This window comes from Polaribacter septentrionalilitoris (assembly GCF_009832745.1).
Classification (GTDB): domain Bacteria; phylum Bacteroidota; class Bacteroidia; order Flavobacteriales; family Flavobacteriaceae; genus Polaribacter; species Polaribacter septentrionalilitoris.
This window is the reverse complement of record NZ_VRMJ01000033.1, coordinates 408,401-431,219: the sequence shown is the minus strand read 5'-3', so window position 1 is coordinate 431,219 and position 22,819 is coordinate 408,401. Positions and strand designations below refer to the sequence as shown.

Sequence of the window (22,819 nt, the reverse complement as noted above, 5' to 3'; positions counted from 1 at the left end):
AATGAAAACCATTAAACTACTTATAATTTTACTTTTTTCTACTTCATTATTTTCACAAACAATTACAGGAAAAGTAACCGATAAAATAGACGTTATTCCGTTTGCAAACGTAATCTTAAAGAATGCTAATAATAAAACAATTGCAGGAACTACGACAACAGACAATGGCACTTTTGAGTTAAAAACAAAAGCTGGAAATTATATTTTAGAGATCAGTTATTTAGGATATAAAACTTTTGGGAAAGAAATTTTTGTAACTAAAAACATTAATTTAGGAACAATTTTTCTCGAAGAAAACGCACAAGCACTAAATGAAATTGTGGTAAAAACAGAAAAAAGAGTATTAGAAAGAAAAATAGACAGACTGGTTTTTAACGTAGAAAAAAGCATTGCTGCAACTGGTGGAAATGGTGTTGATGTTTTAAGGATAACTCCTGGTGTACAAGTGCAAAACAACACCTTATCAATTTTGGGTAAAGGTGCTACTCAGGTACTAATTAACGGAAGATTATCTCCTTTAGCTGGTGATGAATTGGTGGCCTTTTTAAGCGGTTTATCAGCTAGTGATATTGTAAAAGTTGAAGTAATTACCAATCCTCCAGCAAAATATGATGCATCAGGTAATGGAGGTTTAATCAATATTATTTTAAAAAAAGGAATCCAAAATTCTTGGAAAAATGCAACTACGATTTCTTACAATCAAAACAAATATAATTTTACAACAATTACTAATAATTTTTTCTACAACAAAAACAAAGTTTCATTATCAGCAAGTATCAATGCAAACAAAGGTAATTTTGAAAATTTAGAAGGTTTAGTTATAGAATACCCAACCAATCTTTGGGATATTGATATTGCTGGAAAACAGCAAACAGACCAACTTTCTGGGCGCTTTTTGTTGGATTATACCTTGTCTGATAAGACTACTTTGGGTGTGCAATATTTAGGAAATACAACACAACCAAATATAGATGCTGTAACTACCTCAACTATTTTTGATACCGATAATAATTTAGAAAGAAGTTTAAAAAACAAAGCTCAAAATGAGGTGGACAATAACAATCATTCTGTAAATTTTCATTTGATTTCAAAACTAGATACTTTAGGAAAACAACTGTCTTTTGATGCAGATTACTTCACATTTACTTCGGATAGAAATCTAGATTTTACTACAGAGCAGTTTGATGTTGCTGGGAATTCTCAAGGAATTAGCTCTGCTGCACTTAACATTTCTAATCAAAAAATAGATAATTTTAGTTCTCAGTTAGATATGGATTTACCACTTGAAAAAGTAAATCTTTCTTATGGTGTTAAAGCAAGTTTTACCAATACCAATAGTGGTGTTTTGTTTTACGATACACTTTCTGGCACCCCAATTTTAGATCCAAACCAATCTACCAATTTTAAATACAAAGAAAATGTATTGGCTGCTTATTTTTCTGGAAACACAAAACTAAATGATAAACTTACCTTACAATTTGGGCTGCGTTTTGAAGACACAAAAACAACAGGAATAAGTGATGATTTAAATCAAGAAAACAAAAATAACTACAGTAAGTTTTTCCCAACTTTATACCTTTCATATGCTAAAAATGAAAACAACAATTTCAATTTTTCTTACGGAAAAAGAATAAATAGACCCAATTTTAGAGATTTAAATCCGTTTCGTTTTTACATTAACGACAATAGTTACAGTGTTGGTAATCCGTTTTTACAACCTTCTTTTTCAGATAATTTTGAAATTTCTCACTTATATAAAAACAAATGGAATACAGGTTTTTCTGTAAACATTACTACAGATGGTTTTGGCGTTTTTTTTAACACAGACATTTCTAATCAAGATCAAATTGTAACTCGAGAAAATTATTTTAAAAAGTACACCTATCAAATCCAAGAAAGTTTTTCTTTTAGCCCTATTTCTTGGTGGAAAACCCAAAATGATGTTAGACTTTTGGCACACATCACAAAATTAACTAAAAATATTGATGCAGATATAAATGATGGAATTCAGTTTTATGCTGCGTCTAACCATACTTTCTCTTTAAGTGAAAACACAAAATTACAAGCCAATGCTTGGTATAGTTCTTTTCATAATGATGGTTTGTTTAGTCTTGGAGAAATGTTCCATTTATCATTTGGGCTACAACACAGCTTTAAAAATAACATCAAATTATCTATGTTATTTAGCGATATTTTAAACACAGGTAGTTTAAGAGATTACAACTCTACAGTAAATAATATCGACCAAAGTTATCGTCAAAATGCAAGTTCTAGAAATTTTAGAATTTCATTGTCTTACAATTTTGGAAACAAAAAAGTAAATGTAAAAAACAGAGGTTTTAGTAATGATGATGAACAAAGAAGGAGTAATTAATCTATATTTATAAAATGAAAAATACCATTAAAATTATATGCTTCCTATCTTTTTTTTCATGTCATCAAAAAGAAACTAATTTAAAAAATAAAAAAGCAAAAGAAAACCCAAAATTAAAAGTATTACTTTTTGGGACGTATCATTTTGAGAATTTTAATTCAAATAGAAATGCTGATCTTGTTAAAGTAAATGTAAATGATGTATTAACAGATAGAAACCAAAAAGAATTAAAATCAATTACTGATAAAATAAGTAATTTTAATCCTGATAAAATATTTATAGAATATCCATTTAGTAAACAAAAAAAGTTAGACTCTCTGTACAGTAACTTTACTGCAACTAATTATAGTAAAGTGAAAAGAAATGAAAATTATCAAGTAGGTTTTAGAGTTGCTAAAAATTTACAACATAAAAATATATATGGGTATGATTTGAGAACAAATTTTCCCGCAGACAGTTTATTCAAACAAATGGAAAAAGCAAAACAATTTGAGTTGTTAAGAAAAGATAGTTTGGAATTGGATAAAATTGAGAGATCAGAAAATGAATTATTTTCATCAAACAAAACACTATTAGAGATTCTGTGTTATTACAATGACGCTAAAAGAAGAAAAGAAGACATTAATTGGTACGTAAACCTTGCAAACCAAGGTGGAGAAAAAGAAAATTTTGTGGGAGCTTATTTGGCATCAGAATGGTACAGAAGAAATTTATACATGTATGCCATTATACAAAAAGCAATAGAAGAAAAGGACGATAGAATACTAATTATATCTGGAGCCAGCCATATAGCTATGTTTAAAGAATTTATTGATTATAATCCAGAATGGAAAACAGTTGAGCTTTTAGATATTATGCAATAATAGTATTTTTAAAAGCCTATCATTTATGTGTGTTTTCACTTTCTTAAAAATTTCATCTACTTTTGTTTAACTTATAAACGAGCTAAAGAAGTAAAACCTAATCACTTAAAAATTCCTAAGATGGATAAAAAAAGAAGAAATATTTTAAAAGGTTTAGCAGCAGCACCTTTAATTCTTGGATCAAATAATCTTTTTTCAAATACTTTAATAGAAACTAAAACAATAAAATCAGTAGCTAAGGTAAAGTTTAGCGTAAATGCATTCACTTTTAACGAACAATTGAGAAGTGGCGAAATGGATTTTTATGATATGATGGAATTTGCAGCTGATTTAGGTTTAGATGCAGTAGATTTAACAGGGTACTATTTTTCTACCTATCCTAATATTCCTAACAACGAAACCCTTTTTCAACTTAAAAAAAGAGCATTAGAATTAGGATTAAATATTACTTGGACTGGAGTTCGAAACAACTTTATTAATCCAGATAAAATAGCAAGAGCATCTGACATTGAGTTGATAAAAAAATGGTTAGAAGTATCTTCTAAATTGGGAGCTTCAATTATGAGAGTGTTTCCTGGTTTTAAAAAACATAAAGGTTTTACTAGAGATCAAGTAAAAGAATGGATGGTAGCAGATTTTAAAGAATGTGCCAAATATGCTAAAAAAACAGGAGTGCTTTTAGGTATGCAACATCACAATGAATTTTTATATAAAGCTGATGAAGTATTAGATATTTTAAAAAGAGTTGACTCAGAGTGGTTTGGTTTAATTCTAGATATTGGAAGTGTAAGAAGAGGAAATCCTTATAAAGAAATTGCAAAATTAGCACCTTATGCAAACTATTGGTTTTTAAAAGAATTGGTCTATGTAAATGGCGTTCCAGAACAAGTAAATATGAAAAAAATAGTTCCTATTTTAAAGGAGAATAACTACAAAGGGTATATTTCTTTTGAGAGCTTAACAGAAGGCGATCCAAAAGAAATAGTTAGACGTATGTTTACAGATTTTAGGAATGCTTATGGCAATTCTTAATTTTGTAAAACTACAATTTATTGTTCCTTCAAAGAATTCCAACCCTGAGCTTTTAACTCAATCTCTTGGTTTGCTCTTGTAACTAAATTCAATCCTTGATTTTCTTCAGTGATATGACCAATAATCGAAAAATTAGGATTGCCTTTTATTTTATCAAAATCGGCAATAGGTACTGTAAATAATAACTCATAATCTTCACCTCCACTTAGTGCCACCATAGTAGAATCTAATTCAAACTCTTCACAAGTAGAAATTACTTGAGGGTCTAAAGGCAATTTGTCTTCGTAAATTTTACAGCCTACTTTACTTTGTGTACAGATATGAAAAAGCTCTGATGAAATTCCGTCAGAAACATCAATCATAGACGTTGGTTTAACTTCTAGTTCTTTTAACAATCCTGAAACATCTTTACGTGCTTCTGGTTTTAGTTGACGCTCAATTAAATACGTATAATTGTCTAAATCTGGTTGATTATTTGGATCTACCTGAAACACTTGTTTTTCTCTTTCCAAAACTTGCAAACCTAAATAAGCTGCACCAATATCACCAGAAACTACAATTAAATCCGTTTCTTTTGCACCATTTCTATAGACTATGTCTTCTTTGTTTGCTTTACCAATAGCAGTTACAGAAATTAAAATTCCTTTGGTAGAAGAAGTAGTATCTCCACCAACTAAATCCACTTTATAGGTATCACAAGCCAACTGAATTCCTGCATACAACTCTTCAATGGCCTCAAAAGGGAACCTATTAGAAACCGCAATAGAAACTGTAATTTGTTCTGCAGTTCCATTCATGGCATATACATCAGATAAATTTACCATTACTGCTTTATAACCCAAGTGTTTTAACGGCATATAACTCAAATCAAAATGCACACCTTCTATCAACAAATCTGTAGTAACCAAAGTTTGTTTTTCTGATGCGTCTAAAACAGCAGCATCATCTCCTATTCCTTTCACAGAAGAGGCCTGATTGATGTTAAAATATTGTGTAATATGATTAATTAAACCAAACTCACCTAGTTCAGCCAATGATGTTTTTTGTGGATTTTTATCTTCTAACATGCTGCAAAGATAGGTACATTCTAAAAAAGGATAGAACTACTTTAACAAGTATATGCTTCTTTTTTTCATTTTAAATAGTATTTTTGATAGTCTACAGTCAATAATAAAAAAACAAATGCGTTATTTAGAGTACTTAACAAATTTGTATATAATCTTAAAAAGATGAAAAAAGTATTCTTTCTAATTCTAATTATAGCTTTTAGCTGTACTAAAAAAGATGTTTTTGAAGGGAGTAAACAAATTATAATCAATCCTATTGCAAAATGCGAAAGCGGATTTGCAGGTGAATATCCATGTAACGATTATGATTTACTTACTCACATACCACTAGATCAACTAGGTGGTACTGCAGGAAACGATTGTTGGGGTTGGGTAGATCCATCAACCAGTAAAGAATATGCAATAATGTGTACCAATCAAGGTACTACATTTGTAGATATTTCAGATCCAGCAAATGCTATAGTTTTAGGCACTCTAAATACAAAAACAGTGAGTAGTCTCTGGAGAGATGTTAAAGTTCGTAACGGAGTTGCTTACATTGTTAGTGAAGCAACTGACCATGGTATGCAGATATTTAACCTAGCACAGTTGCGAAACATCTCAAATCCTCCAATTACATTTACAGAAGATGCTTTTTATGATGGTTTTGGTAGTGCTCATAATATTGTAATTAATGAACAAAGCGGTTTTGCATATGCTGTTGGTACAAACACATTTAGTGGAGGTCCACATTTTGTAGACATCAATATTCCATTTCAACCAAAAGAAGCTGGTGGTTACGCAGAAGGAAATTATTCTCACGATGCGCAAGTTGTTACTTACAAAGGCCCAGATACTGATTATACAGATAAAGAAATTCTCATTGGAAGTAATGAAACCGAAGTTGTAATTGTAGATGTTACCGACAAAGCAAATCCTGTAAAAATTTCTTCTATTGCTTATCCTAACATTGGATACACGCACCAAGGTTGGTTTACAGAAGATTTTAAATATTTTTTATTGGGTGATGAGTTAGATGAACGAGACAAAGGTGTAAATACAAGAACCATAGTTTTTGATTTTACAGATTTAGATGATCCAAAATATCATTTTGATTATGAAGGTTCAACCTCTGCAATAGATCACAATGGATATGTAAAAGGCAACCTTTTTTATCAAGCAAATTATACAAACGGAGTAAGAATTGTAGATATTTCTAATATTGATAATAAATCGTTTACAGAAGTCGGTTTTTTTGATACCTATCCAGAAAACAACAACACTCGTTTTGATGGCGCTTGGAACGTTTATCCGTATTTACCTAGTGGAAATATTATTATAAGTGATATCAATAGAGGTCTTTTTGTCATCAGAAAAAGTAAATCTTAACACTGTGAAGTATTTTGTGTTTTTTCTTTGCTCACTTCTTCTCTTTAATTGCTCAAAAGAAAATACAATTATACCTACTAAAACTCCTAGTGATGACCATACCATCGAATTTGTAACTACGCTTGGTGGCTCAAAAAACGATCTTTTAAATGCTGTTGTAAAAACAGTAGATGGTGGTTACATTACACTAGGACATACACAGAGTAACAATGGAGATATCAACAATAAATCTGATGAAAGTTTCAATTTTTGGGTTTTAAAATATGATGCTGATGATACGCTTCAATGGTCAAAAAATTTTGGAGGTACAGCTGATGATAGAGGTGCAGACATCATTCAAACTACTGATGGTGGTTTTGCGCTTTTAGGCTACAGTAGTAGTGCAGATGGAGATGTTTTACAAAACTTTGGCGCCAAAGATTTCTGGTTGATAAAGTTAGAGGCAAACGGAACTATCTCATGGCAAAAAAACTACGGATTTTCTGGTGCAGATTATGGCACTTCATTATTACAAACCAATGATAATGGATATTTAATTACTGGTGTTTTAGACGTAACTTCTTCTGGCGGACAAGGAAATGCAAAATCCAATGCCAAACAACATGCTGGTGGAGATGTTTGGGCAATTAAACTCAATAGAACAGGACATTTAGAATGGAGCAAATATTATGGAGGCTCTTTTACAGATACACCTTTAGGTGTTATACAAACTGCTGATAACAGCTATATTTTAGCAGGTTCATCAGATAGTAATGATGTAGATATTAAAAACAATAAAGGTTCTTATGATTTCTGGGTTGTAAAAATTGCAAATGATGGAAATCTTATTTGGGAAAAAAGTTTTGGTGGATCAGAAATTGATGAAGCTAGAGGAATTATAACCACCAATGATGGTAATTTTGTAATTGTTGGCGATACAAGAAGTGCTGATAAAGATGTACGTTTTAACAATGGTGCTGCAGATATCTGGATGATAAAAATCAATACTGATGGAAATCTCATTTGGGAAAAAACATTTGGCGGAACTGCTTTTGATGTAGCACGTTCAATTACCAAAACTTTAGATAACGGATTTCTAATTTCTGGTAGTTCTCAAAGCACTGATTACGGTTTTACAAATCAGGGAAGAAATGATGCCCTAATTGCAAAAGTAAATTCAGAAGGCGTTTTAGAATGGCAAAAAACAGTGGGTGGCTCAGAAATTGATTTCTTGTATGATGCTGTAGAATTGAATGATAAATCTATAATTGCAGTTGGAGAAAGCAGTAGTACAAATGGAGATGTTTTAGAAAATAAAGGTTTTTCTGATGCTTTAATTATCAAAATAAAATAATTAAAAATGAAAAAATTTATTGTTCTTTTTTTTATAACATTAGGCTTCTATTCTTGTAGTAATTCTGATGAAAATGTTGCAGTTACTCTAAAATTTACTCAAAATTGGAACGAAACAACTGTTACCAATCAAGATTTTAACGCGTTTAAATTTACCACCAAAAACGGAGAAACAGTTAGTATAGTTCGTTTACGATACTTAATTTCTAATCTTAGTTTACAAGGAGAAGAAAATTATTTTCTAGTAGATGTTGGAGAAAACTCAGGCAACTTAATTACAATTTCAGATATAGCACCAGGAATCTATAACTTAAATTTTAGGTTTGGTTTTTCTGATCTTGACAATCAAGACGGAATTTATCAAGACTTAAACTCAGTAAATTTTGGTGTTCCAGGAATGTTAGGTGGTGGTTATCATTACATGCAGTTTGATGGTAAATACAAAGACACAAACAATCAAGACGCCAACTTTAATTATCACGCAATTCGTGCTGTAGATAGAAGTAATCCTAATAATTTAGTATTTGAAGACACATCATTTTTAGTCAATTTAGGAACTGTAGAAATCAAAAATAATACAACTATTGAAATTAAAATGAACATTGCAGAATGGTTTAAAAATCCAAATACTTGGAATTTAAATCAGCTCAATACAGTTTTAATGCCAAATTTTGATGCTCAAAAACTTATCAGTGCAAACGGAAAAACTGTTTTTAGCTTAGGCACAATTAATCAATAACTTTTTCTATTTTTACCATTTAAACACATCTTTTTTTGATTACAATCAACACTTCCAAAAACAAAAAAGTCTACTTTGCTTCAGACCAACATTTGGGTGCTCCTACTGCAGAAGAAAGTTTACCTCGCGAAAAAAAGTTTGTAGCTTGGTTAGATGAAGTAAAAAAAGATGCTGAAGGCATTTTTTTATTAGGTGATTTGTTTGATTTTTGGTTCGAGTACAAAACAGTTGTTCCTAAAGGATTTGTACGAGTTCTAGGGAAATTAGCAGAAATTAAAGATTCAGGAATTCCAATTTACTTTTTTGTAGGGAACCACGATTTATGGATGAATGATTATTTTGAGAAAGAACTCAATATTCCTGTTTTTCATGAACCGCAAGAATTTCTCATCAACAATAAAAAATTTCTCATTGGTCATGGTGATGGTTTAGGCCCTGGAGACAAAGGCTATAAACGTATGAAAAAAGTGTTTACCTTTCCTTTATTTCAATGGATGTTTAAATGGCTACATCCAGATTTAGGAGTACGTTTAGGCCATTATATGTCTGTAAAAAACAAACTCATTTCTGGAGATGAAGATGCTAAATATTTAGGTGATGAAAACGAATGGTTAGTTCTGTATTGTAAGCAAAAACTAAAAGAACAACACTACGATTATTTTGTATTTGGTCACAGACACCTTCCGTTAGAAATAAAACTACAAGAAAACGCTACATATATCAACCTTGGAGACTGGATAAAGTACTTCACTTTTGGTGCTTTTGATACTAACACTTTTCAATTAACAGAGTTTAACGAAAAAACGTCTTAAAACAGCCGTAAATACAATAACCTTTAACCTTGTTTTAACAAATTAATTTTGTTAAAATTGTAGCTTTGTTTGCATTAAAAATTAAACACAATCAACATGGATGTAGATGTAAGAGCTATTAATGAGAAAATAGAAAGAGAAAGTGCCTTTATAGACATACTTACTTTAGAAATGAATAAAGTAATTGTTGGGCAAAAACAAATGATTGAAAGCCTACTAATTGGATTGTTAGGTAATGGTCATATCTTACTAGAAGGTGTACCTGGTTTAGCAAAAACATTAGCCATAAATACTTTATCTAAAGCAGTACAAGGAAGCTTTAGTAGAGTTCAGTTTACACCAGATTTATTGCCAGCAGATGTTGTAGGTACTATGATTTACAATATGCAGAAAAATAGTTTCGAAATAAAAAAAGGACCTATTTTTGCCAATTTTGTGTTAGCAGATGAGATTAACAGAGCACCTGCAAAAGTACAATCTGCTTTATTAGAAGCAATGCAAGAACGTCAAATTACTATTGGTGATGAAACCTTTAAATTAGACGAACCCTTTTTAGTAATGGCAACTCAAAACCCTGTTGAACAAGAAGGAACATATCCTTTACCAGAGGCACAGGTTGACCGTTTTATGCTAAAAGTAGTGATTGATTATCCTCGATTACAAGATGAGCAAATGATTATGCGTCAAAATTTATCTGGCGGATTTGCAACTGTAAACCCTGTAATTTCTGTAGAGCAAATTCTAAAAGCTCGTGAGTCTGTGAATGAAGTTTATATGGATGAAAAAATCGAGAAATACATTCTTGACATCATTTTTGCAACTCGTTATCCAGAAAAATACAAGTTACCTCAATTAAAAGATTTAATCAGTTTTGGAGCTTCTCCTAGAGGTAGTATCAACTTAGCAAAAGCAGCTAAATGTTATGCTTTTATTAAAAGAAGAGGTTATGTAATTCCAGAAGATGTAAGAGCAGTTGTTACTGATGTATTACGTCACAGAATAGGTATTACTTACGAGGCTGAAGCAGAAAATGTAACTTCTGTAGACATCATTAACTCAATTATCAACGAAGTAGAAGTACCATAAAATGTGTAATTGTTTAAACCTTAACAATTACACAAAACCAACAGTTACACTTTTAAACAATTAAACAGTTACACGTTGAATACCAAAGAAATACTCAAAAAAGTTCGTAAAATAGAGATCAAGACAAGACGTTTGTCTGATCATATTTTTGGAGGTGAATACCATTCATCTTTCAAAGGACGTGGTATGACGTTTTCTGAAGTGCGCCAATATCAATTTGGTGATGATGTAAGGTCTATAGACTGGAATGTAACTGCACGTTACAATGAGCCTTATGTTAAGGTTTTTGAAGAAGAACGTGAATTAACCATGATGTTGATGGTTGATGTTTCTGGTTCAGAATTATTTGGTACATCCAATCAATTTAAAAAAGAAACCGTAACAGAAATTGCAGCAACCTTAGCGTTTTCTGCAACGCAGAACAATGATAAAGTCGGATTAATTTTATTTTCTGATGATATAGAATTGTTCATCCCACCAAAAAAAGGAAAAAGTCATGTTTTAAGAATTATCCGTGAGTTGATTGAATTTCATCCAAAAAGTAAAAAAACAAATATTGCTGCTGGGTTAAAATTTTTATCAAGTGTCATGAAAAAAAGAGCCATAGTATTTATGCTCTCAGATTTTATGGATGATGATTATGAAAAAACACTAAAAATTGCTGGTAACAAACACGATGTAACAGGCATTAGAGTCTATGACAAACATGACGAACAGATTCCTAATTTAGGAATGGTGCCTATGCTAGATGCAGAAACTGGCAATGTTCAGTTGGTAAATACCTCATCAAAATCAGTAAGAAATAGTTATAAAGCCAATGCTTTACGTTTATCAGATTATTACATTAATACATTCAAAAGAAGTGGCGCAGGTACCATCAGCACAAGAGTTGATGAAAGTTATGTGAAAAAATTATTAGGTTATTTTAAACACAAAGGAAGATAAAAGCAAGAAAATGTCAGTTCGAGTAAATTTGAGAAGAATAAACAAATTTGTATCGAGAACTTTTACAATGAAAAAATATATATTTTACATATTAATTCTAATTTCTACCATAAGTTATGCTCAAAATGCTATGGTAAAAATAGAAATTGACACTACCAACATCAGAATTGGTGAGCAATTCAATTTAAAGATTTCTGTTGATGAAACTCAGAACGTCATCATTCCTAAACTTCAATTAAAAGGATTAGAAATAGTAGATTCTACAGATACAGATACTATTAAAAATTCTTTAATAAGAAAATATATTTTAACAGGATTTGATAGTGGTGCGTTTTACATACCCCAACAACAAATCTTTGTTAAAAACCAAGCCTATTTAACAGATTCTTTATTGATTAATGTGGCTACAGTTGCCGTAGATACCACTAAAGTGAAGAAATTTCCAATTAAATCTATCAAAAGCGAACCTTATACTTTCGATGATTTTAAAATTTACCTATACCTACTTTTAGCTGCATTAGCAATCATTGGTTTTTGGATTTATTGGTTTGTCATCAGAAAACGTAAAGAGGAAGAAGAAGAGCCAACTTACAGAGCATTGCCACCTTATGAAGAAGCCATTTATCGTTTAAATGAATTGGATGAAAAGCAATTGTGGCAGAACAATCAGGTGAAAGAATATTATAGTGAATTAACAGAGATTGTGCGTGGTTACATAGAGCGTGAATTAAATGTTCCTGCACTAGAAAAAACTACTGATGAAGTTTTAGACATGCTTAAAGATTTTAAAGATGCTGATGTAATTTTAACATCACAAGAAACCATAGACAAATTAAAAAATTTATTGCGAGAAGCTGATTTGGTAAAGTTTGCAAAATCAAAACCTTTAGCGCCAGAAATTGAAGAAGACAGAAAAGATGCTCAAGATATAGTTGGTAACTTAAAACCAAAACCAGTTATAGAAGAAAAAGAAGATGAAGATGAATTGGAGTAATTTTGAATTTCATAATCCCGAGTTTTTATGGCTGCTAATTGCAATACCATTATTAGCTGTTTGGTATTTCTTTATGCGAAAAAAAGATGCTGCCATCTTAACAATACCTAGTGTAAAAGGGTTTAAAGCAGATTCTTTCTTATCAAAATTAAAACCACTTTTATACCTTTTAAGATTATTGGCTTTGGCTGCAATTATTGTAGCATTAGCAAGACCTAGAAACGTTTCTGTTAGCAAAAAAACAAAATCTAACAGAGGTATAGATATTGTTATGGCAATTGATGTTTCTGCAAGTATGCTTGCCAGAGACTTAAAGCCAAACCGTTTAGAAGCGCTCAAAAAAGTAGCAATCGATTTTACAGATAGAAGACCTAATGACAGAATAGGAATTGTAGTTTATGCAGGTGAAAGTTTTACACAAACGCCTATTACAAGTGATAAAGGTATTGTAAAAAGAACCATTTCTGAATTAAAATGGGGACAGTTAGAAGGCGGAACAGCAATTGGTATGGGCTTAGGTTCTGCCGTAAACAGATTAAAAGAAAGTACTGCCAAAAGTAAGGTGATAATTTTATTGACTGATGGTGTAAACAACTCAGGAAACATAGATCCACGAACAGCAACAGAGTTGGCTAAAGAATTAGGAATCAAAACCTACACTATCGGAATTGGAACTAATGGAATGGCAGATTTTCCTTGGAGTAGAGATCCTAGAACAGGTAAATTACAGTTTAGAAAACAGCAAGTAGAAATAGACGAAAAACTGTTAGAAGAAATAGCATTAGAAACCGAAGGAAAGTATTTTAGAGCAACAGACAATACATCATTGAAAGAAATTTATGATGAAATCGACAAACTTGAAAAAACCAAAATCGAAGAATTTAAATATTACAACTATCAAGAAAAGTTTAGAATTTTTGTCTTTTTAGGTTTAGGCTTTTTATTGCTTGAGTTTATTTTAAGAAACACATTATTTAAGAGTTTTATATAAAATGTACAGAATAGAAGAACCAATTTATTTCACACTACTCCTAATCATTCCTGCAATGGTTGTGGTATTTCTGTTGGTTTTATGGTGGAAAAAAAGAACCCAAAAGAAATTTTCGGACAGCATTTTATTACAAAGATTAGCACCAAATTCATCAATATTTAAATCGACATTAAAATTGATTATACTGTTAGTTGGAATCGCATTTTTAATTATTTCTTTGGTAAATCCTAAAATGGGAACCAAACTAAAAACAGTTAAAAGAGAAGGTGTAGATGTTGTTTTTGCTTTGGATGTTTCTAAAAGTATGTTAGCAGAAGATATTGCGCCCAATCGATTAGAAAAGGCAAAACAAATCATTTCTAAAATCATTGATAAATTAGGTTCAGATAGAGTTGGAATCATTATTTATGCTGGTAATTCTTATCCATTATTACCAATAACAACAGACCATGCAGCTGCCAATATGTTTTTGCAAAATGCAAATCCAGATATGGTTTCTAGTCAAGGAACAGCAATAAATGAAGCTCTTGAACTAGCAAAAACATATTACAATAATGATGAGCAAACCAATCGTTTTTTAGTCATTATTTCTGATGGTGAAGATCATCAAGAAGAAACTAAGCAAGTAGCCAATAATATCGCAAACGAAGGTGTAAAAATCTATACAGTTGGTGTTGGTACAGAAAATGGTGGGCCAATTCCTATGCGCTTAAATGGCTCTATGATAGGTTACAAAAAAGATCGAAAAGGAGAAACAGTTATCACCAAACGTAAACCAGACGTTTTACAAGGAATAGCAGATGCAGCTGATGGAAAATATATTGATGGTAATGTTACTGAAAACCCAGTAAAAGAGATTTCAGAAATTATTGCTAATGCAGAGAAAAACGAGTTTGAAACCAAACAGTTTTCAGATTACAAAGATCAATTTCAATGGTTTTTGGCATTAGGTTTGCTATTCTTAATTGTTGATATATTTTTATTTGAAAAGAAGACAAAATGGCTTAGAAAAGTCGATTTATTTAACGAAGAAAAAACCAAAAAATAAGATGAAAAACTTACAATACATTTTAGTTGTTTTCTTGATGGTGTTTTCATCCAAAGAAGTGGTAGCACAAAAAGATTCTATTGCATTACAACGTAAAGCAAGAAAATTGTTACGCCAAGGAAACGATTTATATAAAAAACAGCAATTTACAGATGCTTCTGTAGCCTACAGAAAAGCATTAGGCAACGATTCTGATTACGACAAGGCATCTTATAATATGGGAAATGCTTTGTATCAGAGCAAAAATTTTAAAGAAGCAATTCCGCAATACGAACTTACTGCAAAAACTGCTAAAGATAAGTTTACCAGAGCAGAAGCATACCATAACATTGGTAATGCTATGATGGAATCTAAAAACTATCAAGGTGCTGTAGATGCCTATAAAAATTCGTTGCGAAATAATCCAAAAGATGATGAGACACGTTATAATTTAGCTGTCGCAAAAAAGTTGTTAAACAAACAAAATAAGGACAACAAAAACGATAAAAATAAAGATAACAAGGATAATAAAGACAAGGACAAAAAAGATAAAGACGATAAAAATAAGGACAAAGACAAGAACAAAGAAGGAGACGATAAGGATAAGGATAAAAAAGACGACAAAGACGGCGATAAAGATGACAAAAAGGATCCTAAGAAAGATTCAAAGAAGAATAAAGACGATAAAAACAAAAAGAAACCAAAACCTCAGCAAGGTAAAATGACTCCAGAACAAATTAAACAATTGTTAGAGAGTTTAAATAACGAAGAGAAAAAGACCCAAAAGAAAATGAACGCTAAAAAAGCTAAGGGTAAGAAAATAAAACAAGAAAAAGATTGGTAGTTTAGCCGCTCATAGAAAAAGAATGATGAAGTTGAAATTTTACATATCGATATTTATAACACTGCTAACAGTTTCTCTTACTGCTCAAGATGCAAAATTGACTGCCAAGGTGAGTAAAAATAAATTAGGTGTAAATCAGCGTTTACGTATTGAGTTTGCCATAAACAAACAAGGCGGAGATCATTTTTCGCCTCCAAATTTTACTAATTTTAAAATTGTTGGAGGGCCAAGTCAGTCAGTCAGTCAATCTTGGATTAATGGTAAGGTTAGCTTTCATCAATCCTATACTTATATCATTCAACCTAAAAAAAAGGGAGAGCTAACTATTGGGGCAGCAAGTATAAAAATTGGCGGAAAAACTATCAAATCAGAACCTGTAAAAGTGATTGTTTTAGATGCTGTAGAATTGCCTAAAAACCCTAACGACCCTAATTATATTGCGCAACAAAATATTCATTTAGTAGCAGAAGTCTCTAAATCTAGACCTTATGTTGGCGAAGGCATTTATGTAGAGTATAGATTGTATGTAAGCGAAAATATTAGTGTTTATGATACGAATGTCACTGAAGCACCTCAATACAATGGGTTTTGGAATCAAGATATTAAAATCAATGGTTTTCCTGTAAAGATGGGAAAATACAATGGTGAAGATTACAGGTATATTGTTTTACAGAAAGCATTATTAATTCCAACCAAAACCGGAAATTTAGCCATTGATCCCATGAAAATGGATATTGTTATTGGTGTTCCTACTGGTAGAGCAGATTTCTTTGGAAATGTAATTACCAGAAATATTAGAAAAGAATTTGCTTCTCCAAAAAAAATTATTAATCCAAGAAGTCTTCCTATAGAAGGAAAGCCAGAAAACTTTACAGGTGCAGTTGGTGATTTTAATTTTGCAGTAACCTTAAGTAAAGATATTTTAAAATCGAACGAAAGTTCTCAAATAAAAGTAGGAGTTACCGGTAAAGGAAATTTAAGGTTATTTGAGCTTCCAGAGGTAACCACTCCTGCTGAATTAGAAAAGTATCAGCCAGAAAGAAAAGAAAAAGTAAGTGTTAGAGCCTCAGGGATTTCAGGATCTGTAACAGATATTTATACAATTGTACCTCAATACAAAGGGAAATACAAAATCCCAAATGTAAACTTTTCGTATTTCAATCCAAAAGAAAAAAAGTATTACACGCTTTCATCAGAAGATTTATATGTTGATGTTATAGAAGGTAAAGAATTGATTACAAATACGGATAAAATTGACAATTCAGTTCAAAAACAAACCGTTAGATTAACTGGTAAAAATTTCAGATATATTCAAACAAAAAGTTCTTTTAAGCCTATTGATGATGAAGATTTTTTTAGATCTAACCTATATTACATCTTATTATTATTGCCTTTAATTGCAATTCCTATTGGTGTTTTCATAGGGAAACAAAATGAAGCTAGAAGTAATGACATTGTTGGAAACAAATTAAGAAAAGCAGAGAGGTTAGCTAAGAAATATCTTTCTGAAGCCAAAAAGCAATTGGGTAATAAAGAAGCATTTTATGAAGCTTTAGAACGTGCATTACACAATTATTTAAAAGCAAAATTAGGCATAGAAACTGCAGATATAAGTAAAGAAAAAATCACTCAGATTTTACAAAATAAAAATGTAGATGAAGCTACAAATAAACAGTTTATAGATGTTTTAAAAAGCTCTGATTTTGCCAGATATACCCCAATTACCAACACAGAAATGGAAGCGGAATTTGAGCGTGCAAAAGAAGTTATTGTTCAATTAGACAAACAAATTTAGCGATGAGAAAACTACTTTTTTTACTGTTGATGACAATCGCAAACTCACTTTTTTCACAAAGTGTAGATAGCTTATTTGTTGCTGCCAATAATTTGTATAAGAATGAAAAGTTCGAAGAAGCAATTAAACAATACAAACAAATAGAATCTCAAGAAGTTGTCTCATCAGAATTGTATTACAATTTAGGGAATTCATACTACAAACTCAACAAAGTTGGACCTTCTATTTATTATTATGAGAAAGCCCTAAAACTGGATCCGTTAAACCAAGATGTTAAAAACAATTTGGTTTTTGCCAAACGTTTGGCTTTAGACAATATTGAAGAATTACCACAAACCGTTTTGCAAAAATTTAATAAAAAATACTTACAAAAACTATCTTATAATCAATGGGCAGTTGTGGTTATCGTATTTTCCTTTTTGGGAGGATTACTATTTCTTCTTTATTATTTTGCCTATTCTTCTTCAAGAAAAAGATTGTTTTTTGTAACAAGTATGGCGAGTTTTATCCTTTTAGCTATTTCTATTTTTATAACTTACAATCAGTATAGTTTTTCTAAAAATAACAAAGAAGCTATTGTATTTGCAGAAAAAACTGAGGTTAGGAACGCTCCAACACTAAACTCAGAAGAAGTTTTTACTTTACACGAAGGCACAAAAGTAATTGTGTTAGATGCTGTTGATAATTGGAAAAAAATAAAATTAGCAGATGGTAAGCTAGGTTGGATCATTGCTTCAGAGATAAAATTAATAGACTCATTTTAGAAAATTTTTACTTAATCTCTTTTTTTATTGTTTTAATTAACTACTACAATTAATAAGAAATACTTATAGTTGTTATTTAATATATAAATAAAAATAAATAACTATTTTCAACTAATTTTACGTGATTCAAATTATTAGAACAATAAACTTCAAGTATCATGAATAGAAATAAACGTAAAATTCTAATTCTTTCAGATTTAAATGAAACTTCTAAAGAAGTAATACAGTATGCTATTACTATTGCTAAAGAATTTAATGGTGCACTTGAGCTATTGTGTGTAAAAAAACCAAGTAATATTGTTACAGAAGATAACCCACTCTCTGCAGTAAGAAATCTTAACAACGAATTTATAAAAACAGAACAGAAAGCAAAAAAAATAATAAGAAGTATTACTAAAAATGATTTTTTTGCAGTTAAAAACACCATTTTATTCGGTAATGTAAGAAATGAAATCAATATTTACATCAAAGATTCTAACCCAGATCTTATCATTTTAGGCAAAAGACAAAAACGTTTTTTTAATTTTAATAGTGATAATCTTACAGAATATGTTAAAAAAAATACACCAATAAAGTTTGTATTTCTAACAAAACTACAATCCCAGAAATCTATGAACTATTGAATGACAAAATTCAAAAAGAAAAAACAGCTTAATAATATCTTATTTATATTTTTAAACCGTCAATGTTTACGAGACTCAATCTCTAAATATTGGCGGTTTTGCTTTGCACGATCTCATAATTTTTTAAGAATAAAAAAATATTTTTATTTAAATTAGATTTGTTAACTTGGTTTCTTTAAACCAATCAATTTACAACAACAATGAAAAACTTTTTTTCTAACCTCAAAGGAGATGCTTTTGGGGGAATAACTGCAGGTATTGTTGCCCTACCTCTTGCTTTAGCCTTTGGTGTTTCTTCTGGTTTAGGACCAACTGCTGGTTTGTATGGTGCTATTTTTATCAGTTTTTTCGCAGCACTTTTTGGAGGAACTAATACACAAATTTCAGGACCAACTGCCCCAATGACTGCAGTTAGTATGGTAATTATTGCGGGAATTGTTGCTGCAAATGATGGTGATGTATCTAAAGCGCTTCCTGCTATTTTAAGCGTTTTTTTATTGGCAGGTTTATTTCAAATTGGATTGGGTTTTTTAGGTCTAGGTAAATACATTAGATACATCCCATATCCAGTAGTTTCTGGTTTTATGACTGCAATTGGTGTTATTATTCTCTTAACTCAAGTGTTACCATCATTAGGTTATTATCCAAAAGAAGATGTAGAATTTGTATCAAAATTTAAAGCACAAGCAGAAGAAGTCATTTTAGAAAACATACTTAAAGAAGAGGCAGGTGAAGGTATTTTAGTTTTAGAAGATTTTAGAGAAACTATTAATAGAGCCGAAAAAATTACTGCTGCAGATATAAATAGAGAAGCCCAAACATTGGCAGCTAAAAATGCTTCAGGAACTATTGGTGCTATTCGTGTATTTTCAAGAGCTATCAAAAACATCAATTGGTTAGAACTTATTTTAGCAGTAGGTACTATTTTTATTATTTATGGTTTTAAACGAATAACTACAGCGATACCAAGTACCTTGGTTGCACTAATTGTAATGTCTGGAGTCGCAGTTGGTTTTGGTCTCGATTACAGAACAATTCAGGAAATTCCTGGAGGAATACCTATTCCTAAATGGGAAATTATTACTCAATTTAATTTCGGAACCATAACACCTTATATTTTTACCGCACTTACATTATCACTTTTAGGAGCCATTGACTCTTTACTAACAAGTGTGGTTGCAGATAATATGACTAAAACGAAGCACAAACCAAATAAAGAATTAGTTGGTCAAGGAATAGGAAATAGTATTGCTGCCATTTTTGGTGGAATTCCTGGAGCTGGTGCAACAATAAGAACTGTGGTAAATATTAATGCGGGTGGTAAAACCAAACTATCTGGTATGATAGCTGGTGTAATGTTGTTACTTATTATGTTATTGTTAGGACCAGTTGCATCTAAAATACCAGCAGCTGTTTTAGCAGGTATCTTAATTACTGTTGGTATTGGAGTTATGGATTATAAAGGCTTAAAAGCAATTCCGCATCTACCAAAAGATATTAAACTTGGTTTTATAAAAGTAAGCTCAGAAGTATTAATAATGCTTGTTGTTTTATTTTTATCTACGTTTTGGGATTTAATTTATGCTGTAGGTATTGGTTTAGTAATTGCCTCTCTAATGTTTATGAAAAAAATAGGAGACATTACAGGTAAAAGAAGTTTGGTTAAAGCTATTGATGAAAAATCATGGCCAGATGAAAAAAGTTTTCCAAAAGAATTACAAGAAGAGGTATTTATAAAACATATTAAAGGACCTTTATTTTTTGGTTCTACAAGTGATTTTCAGCAATTAGCAATGCAAATTCCTGACACTGCATCAATAATTATTATGCGATTGATAAGAATGCACTATATGGATCAATCTGGTTTATATGCCATGGAAGATATGCTCTTAGACTTAAAAAATAAAGATGTAGAAGTTTTATTTGTAGGTTTACAAGAACAACCTAAATATATGATGGAAAGAATTGATATTATTCCAGATTTTATTCCTAGAGAACATATTTTTAATGATTTTGACGATTGCGTTGAATGGATTAAAGAAAATGTTGAAGACAAATACTAAAATATACAATCATGAAAAACACATATTATCATCAATTATTACAGAATAATAAAGATTGGGTTCAGGAGAAATTAGATAATAACCCTCAATATTTTAAAGAATTATCTAAAGGTCAAAAACCACCGGTTTTATGGATTGGTTGTGCAGATAGTAGAGTACCAGCAAATCAAATTACTGGTACGCTTCCAGGTGAAATTTTTGTGCATAGAAATATAGCAAATATGGTGGTACATACAGACATGAATATGTTAAGTGTTTTAGATTATGCTGTAAATAGCTTAAAAGTAAATCACATTATTGTTTGTGGTCATTACGGTTGTGGAGGAGTACAAGCTGCAATGCAAAATAAATCTTTAGGATTAATTAATAAATGGATTAGAAATATTAAAGAAGTATATAAAGATAATTATACCGAACTTAAAAAAATTGAGGATGATCAAGAACGATTTGATCGTTTGGTAGAATTAAATGTTAAAGCTCAAGTTTATGATTTAGCAAAAACATCAATAGTACAACAAGCTTGGAAAGATGATACAGGATTAGAAATTCATGGATGGGTTTATGGCTTAAACGATGGAATTATAAAAGACCTTAGAGTATCTATGGATAGCGCTGCACATTTAAACGATATTTTTACACTAGACTTAGATTAAGCATAAACAAAAAAACCAAGCAGATAGCTTGGTTTTTTTAGTTAGCTTATAATGTTATTTCTTAATCTTTGTCATTTTTCCTTCCCATGACCTTCCTCCTAAAGTAGACGTGTAATACACCCTTTTTCCTTTTACTTTATTCACAAGAATATGCATTTTTGTTCCCATTTTAAATGGAAAATTAGGCAGGTTAGATTCTTTTATCGTTAAGTAATATTCACAATTAGTCACCCACTCTATTTCAGATTTTATAAAGTGCTCTTTATTATTATGATACTCTGTGTGTGTATTTTCTTGAAAAACAACAATAACATCTTTCTTAGCATTTTTATATTTAAAAGTATTATTCTTTAAAATAAAACACTTGTCAGCAGTAAAAGACATCAAGGTCAAAAGACTCAATACAACTAAAAATTTGTAACTTTTTCTCATTTTTCTCAATTGTTTAAACTAGCAATTTACAATAAACTGCTGTAAATTATATAATTTCTGAGGGGGTTTTTACTTCTTTTACTTCCTTTATTATCGAAGGAAAAATGGTGGGGGCAATTTGTTTTACTGGAGAATATAGAATAGATTCTTTTAAAGTTTCTTTTTCTATAAAAGGAATTGTATCATTCATTTTTCCAAAAAAAATAAATACAACGCTTAATATTAAACCTATTTTAAGAGCTCCAAAAACACCTCCTAAAATTTTATTAATAATTCCTAAAGAAGCAAAATCTGCTAATTTAGTTAGCGCCTTACCCAGTAATGCAATAATAAGAATAATTATAACAAAAGTAGCAGCAAAAGCAACTAAAGCCATATATTCTTCGTTCCAAGATACAAATTCTTTTAGAAAATTTGAAACAAAATAAGAAAAATGAATAGCGCCATAAACACCGCCAACCAAAGCAACTAAAGAAGCAACCTCAACAAATAAGCCCTTCATTAGGCCTCTAACAAAACCAAAAAGCAATAAAGCAGCAATAATGATATCAAAAATATTCATTTCTATTATTTCTCCAAACCTACATCTTTTTTTCAAAATTTAAAAATGTGGGTTGTATATTTACCCTTTAAACAATGAGTATGCTAGAAACTAAATCATTAAAAGAAAAATGGGAATTGTTAGTTGAAAAATTAACCCATCAATTTGCGGATGGAGATCAATTAAATATGGATGGAATTATCTATTTAGTGGGCGTTCAAGAATTAGGTCAAGGGCATAGAACTTTTAAAAAAGATGAAAAAGTAAACTTAATGCACATTGCAATATGCAAATTGCTAGAGCCTTATGGTTATTATGAGTTTGATTTTTTTGATGATGATGGATGGCCACATTACAAAAGCCTTACAGAATTACCTAATTTAAAACCTGGTGAACAAACAGTTCTAATGAAAGAATCTATTCTTCATTATTTTGAAGAACGCTCTTATTTGAAATGAAAATTGGTACACTTCT

22 protein-coding genes are annotated in these 22,819 nt (G+C 30.7%); 19 read left to right on the top strand and 3 right to left on the bottom strand.

Translation table 11 applies throughout. From position 1 onward, the window contains the following. Position 1: 1 nt before the first annotated feature. The 3 genes from FP421_RS09235 to FP421_RS09225 all read left to right on the top strand — a co-directional run bounded on the left by FP421_RS09235 (position 2) and on the right by FP421_RS09225 (position 4,269). Complete coding sequence (locus FP421_RS09235; RefSeq protein ID WP_159949812.1) at positions 2–2,374, top strand: TonB-dependent receptor domain-containing protein; 2,373 nt, start codon at positions 2–4, stop codon at positions 2,372–2,374. A gap of 14 nt (positions 2,375–2,388) precedes the next feature. Continuing rightward, positions 2,389–3,237: a DUF5694 domain-containing protein gene (locus FP421_RS09230; RefSeq protein WP_159949810.1), complete on the top strand. Its 849-nt coding sequence runs from the start codon at positions 2,389–2,391 to the stop codon at positions 3,235–3,237. A gap of 120 nt (positions 3,238–3,357) precedes the next feature. After that, entirely contained in the window at positions 3,358–4,269 is a 912-nt protein-coding gene (locus tag FP421_RS09225; protein ID WP_159949808.1) for a sugar phosphate isomerase/epimerase family protein, read from the top strand. 17 nt (positions 4,270–4,286) lie between these two features. Here FP421_RS09225 and thiL read toward each other — a convergent pair whose 3' ends face one another. Beyond that, on the bottom strand, positions 4,287–5,336 hold the full coding sequence (gene thiL, locus FP421_RS09220; RefSeq protein ID WP_159949806.1) for a thiamine-phosphate kinase: 1,050 nt from the start codon (positions 5,334–5,336) through the stop codon (positions 4,287–4,289). 162 nt (positions 5,337–5,498) lie between these two features. On the opposite strand from thiL, the gene FP421_RS09215 reads away from it, so the two are divergent. From FP421_RS09215 to can, 15 genes are all read left to right on the top strand, one after another. Beyond that, positions 5,499–6,704 (top strand): choice-of-anchor B family protein, encoded by a 1,206-nt coding sequence (locus FP421_RS09215; RefSeq protein WP_159949804.1) that lies wholly within the window; start codon positions 5,499–5,501, stop codon positions 6,702–6,704. Continuing rightward, positions 6,679–8,037 carry a hypothetical protein gene (locus tag FP421_RS09210; protein ID WP_159949802.1) on the top strand — a complete coding sequence of 453 codons (1,359 nt, stop codon included), beginning with the start codon at positions 6,679–6,681 and terminating at the stop codon, positions 8,035–8,037. The genes FP421_RS09215 and FP421_RS09210 overlap by 26 nt, the downstream gene beginning before the upstream one ends. 6 nt (positions 8,038–8,043) lie before the next feature. Beyond that, positions 8,044–8,775 carry an MbnP family protein gene (locus tag FP421_RS09205; protein WP_159949800.1) on the top strand — a complete coding sequence of 244 codons (732 nt, stop codon included), beginning with the start codon at positions 8,044–8,046 and terminating at the stop codon, positions 8,773–8,775. 35 nt (positions 8,776–8,810) lie between these two features. After that, complete coding sequence (locus FP421_RS09200; RefSeq protein ID WP_201288824.1) at positions 8,811–9,587, top strand: UDP-2,3-diacylglucosamine diphosphatase; 777 nt, start codon at positions 8,811–8,813, stop codon at positions 9,585–9,587. A 96-nt stretch (positions 9,588–9,683) separates the two neighbouring features. Beyond that, a complete protein-coding gene (locus FP421_RS09195) occupies positions 9,684–10,673 on the top strand; it encodes an AAA family ATPase (RefSeq protein ID WP_159949798.1) in 990 nt (329 codons plus the stop codon). Between the two features lie 75 nt (positions 10,674–10,748). Then, on the top strand, positions 10,749–11,618 hold the full coding sequence (locus FP421_RS09190) for a DUF58 domain-containing protein (protein ID WP_159949796.1): 870 nt from the start codon (positions 10,749–10,751) through the stop codon (positions 11,616–11,618). Positions 11,619–11,685: 67 nt separating this feature from the next. Continuing rightward, positions 11,686–12,612 (top strand): BatD family protein, encoded by a 927-nt coding sequence (locus FP421_RS09185; protein ID WP_159949794.1) that lies wholly within the window; start codon positions 11,686–11,688, stop codon positions 12,610–12,612. Continuing rightward, positions 12,599–13,603: a vWA domain-containing protein gene (locus tag FP421_RS09180; protein ID WP_159949792.1), complete on the top strand. Its 1,005-nt coding sequence runs from the start codon at positions 12,599–12,601 to the stop codon at positions 13,601–13,603. The genes FP421_RS09185 and FP421_RS09180 overlap by 14 nt, the downstream gene beginning before the upstream one ends. A gap of 1 nt (position 13,604) precedes the next feature. Continuing rightward, a complete protein-coding gene (locus FP421_RS09175) occupies positions 13,605–14,651 on the top strand; it encodes a vWA domain-containing protein (protein ID WP_201288823.1) in 1,047 nt (348 codons plus the stop codon). 1 nt (position 14,652) lies between these two features. Further along, positions 14,653–15,474 (top strand): tetratricopeptide repeat protein, encoded by an 822-nt coding sequence (locus FP421_RS09170; protein WP_159949790.1) that lies wholly within the window; start codon positions 14,653–14,655, stop codon positions 15,472–15,474. Positions 15,475–15,496: 22 nt separating this feature from the next. After that, positions 15,497–17,269, top strand: a complete 1,773-nt coding sequence (locus tag FP421_RS09165; protein ID WP_317163328.1) for a BatD family protein — start codon at positions 15,497–15,499, stop codon at positions 17,267–17,269. A gap of 2 nt (positions 17,270–17,271) precedes the next feature. Continuing rightward, entirely contained in the window at positions 17,272–18,033 is a 762-nt protein-coding gene (locus FP421_RS09160) for an SH3 domain-containing protein (protein WP_159949788.1), read from the top strand. A 158-nt stretch (positions 18,034–18,191) separates the two neighbouring features. After that, positions 18,192–18,656 (top strand): universal stress protein, encoded by a 465-nt coding sequence (locus FP421_RS09155; RefSeq protein ID WP_159949786.1) that lies wholly within the window; start codon positions 18,192–18,194, stop codon positions 18,654–18,656. Positions 18,657–18,856: 200 nt separating this feature from the next. Further along, positions 18,857–20,719, top strand: coding sequence for a SulP family inorganic anion transporter (locus tag FP421_RS09150; protein ID WP_159949784.1), 1,863 nt, complete (start codon positions 18,857–18,859; stop codon positions 20,717–20,719). 11 nt (positions 20,720–20,730) lie between these two features. Further along, positions 20,731–21,372, top strand: a complete 642-nt coding sequence (gene can, locus FP421_RS09145) for a carbonate dehydratase (protein WP_201288822.1) — start codon at positions 20,731–20,733, stop codon at positions 21,370–21,372. A 54-nt stretch (positions 21,373–21,426) separates the two neighbouring features. On the opposite strand, the gene FP421_RS09140 is transcribed toward can, so the two are convergent. Both FP421_RS09140 and FP421_RS09135 read right to left on the bottom strand, forming a co-directional pair. Further along, positions 21,427–21,804: a hypothetical protein gene (locus tag FP421_RS09140; RefSeq protein WP_159949782.1), complete on the bottom strand. Its 378-nt coding sequence runs from the start codon at positions 21,802–21,804 to the stop codon at positions 21,427–21,429. Between the two features lie 46 nt (positions 21,805–21,850). Next, the gene (locus tag FP421_RS09135) at positions 21,851–22,366 is read right to left on the bottom strand and encodes a CvpA family protein (RefSeq protein ID WP_159949960.1); all 516 of its coding nucleotides are present in this window, start codon (positions 22,364–22,366) and stop codon (positions 21,851–21,853) included. Positions 22,367–22,446: 80 nt separating this feature from the next. On the opposite strand from FP421_RS09135, the gene FP421_RS09130 reads away from it, so the two are divergent. Then, complete coding sequence (locus FP421_RS09130) at positions 22,447–22,803, top strand: hypothetical protein (RefSeq protein WP_159949958.1); 357 nt, start codon at positions 22,447–22,449, stop codon at positions 22,801–22,803. The last annotated feature ends 16 nt before the right edge of the window (positions 22,804–22,819 follow it).

Coding starts and splice junctions, on each gene's coding strand:
- FP421_RS09235 (WP_159949812.1), top strand. CDS start 2: ATGAAAACCATTAAACTACTTATAATTTTACTTTTTTCTACTTCATTA.
- FP421_RS09230 (WP_159949810.1), top strand. CDS start 2,389: ATGAAAAATACCATTAAAATTATATGCTTCCTATCTTTTTTTTCATGT.
- FP421_RS09225 (WP_159949808.1), top strand. CDS start 3,358: ATGGATAAAAAAAGAAGAAATATTTTAAAAGGTTTAGCAGCAGCACCT.
- thiL (WP_159949806.1), bottom strand. CDS start 5,336: ATGTTAGAAGATAAAAATCCACAAAAAACATCATTGGCTGAACTAGGT.
- FP421_RS09215 (WP_159949804.1), top strand. CDS start 5,499: ATGAAAAAAGTATTCTTTCTAATTCTAATTATAGCTTTTAGCTGTACT.
- FP421_RS09205 (WP_159949800.1), top strand. CDS start 8,044: ATGAAAAAATTTATTGTTCTTTTTTTTATAACATTAGGCTTCTATTCT.
- FP421_RS09195 (WP_159949798.1), top strand. CDS start 9,684: ATGGATGTAGATGTAAGAGCTATTAATGAGAAAATAGAAAGAGAAAGT.
- FP421_RS09185 (WP_159949794.1), top strand. CDS start 11,686: ATGAAAAAATATATATTTTACATATTAATTCTAATTTCTACCATAAGT.
- FP421_RS09180 (WP_159949792.1), top strand. CDS start 12,599: ATGAATTGGAGTAATTTTGAATTTCATAATCCCGAGTTTTTATGGCTG.
- FP421_RS09175 (WP_201288823.1), top strand. CDS start 13,605: ATGTACAGAATAGAAGAACCAATTTATTTCACACTACTCCTAATCATT.
- FP421_RS09170 (WP_159949790.1), top strand. CDS start 14,653: ATGAAAAACTTACAATACATTTTAGTTGTTTTCTTGATGGTGTTTTCA.
- FP421_RS09165 (WP_317163328.1), top strand. CDS start 15,497: ATGATGAAGTTGAAATTTTACATATCGATATTTATAACACTGCTAACA.
- FP421_RS09160 (WP_159949788.1), top strand. CDS start 17,272: ATGAGAAAACTACTTTTTTTACTGTTGATGACAATCGCAAACTCACTT.
- FP421_RS09155 (WP_159949786.1), top strand. CDS start 18,192: ATGAATAGAAATAAACGTAAAATTCTAATTCTTTCAGATTTAAATGAA.
- FP421_RS09150 (WP_159949784.1), top strand. CDS start 18,857: ATGAAAAACTTTTTTTCTAACCTCAAAGGAGATGCTTTTGGGGGAATA.
- can (WP_201288822.1), top strand. CDS start 20,731: ATGAAAAACACATATTATCATCAATTATTACAGAATAATAAAGATTGG.
- FP421_RS09140 (WP_159949782.1), bottom strand. CDS start 21,804: ATGAGAAAAAGTTACAAATTTTTAGTTGTATTGAGTCTTTTGACCTTG.
- FP421_RS09135 (WP_159949960.1), bottom strand. CDS start 22,366: ATGAATATTTTTGATATCATTATTGCTGCTTTATTGCTTTTTGGTTTT.
- FP421_RS09130 (WP_159949958.1), top strand. CDS start 22,447: ATGCTAGAAACTAAATCATTAAAAGAAAAATGGGAATTGTTAGTTGAA.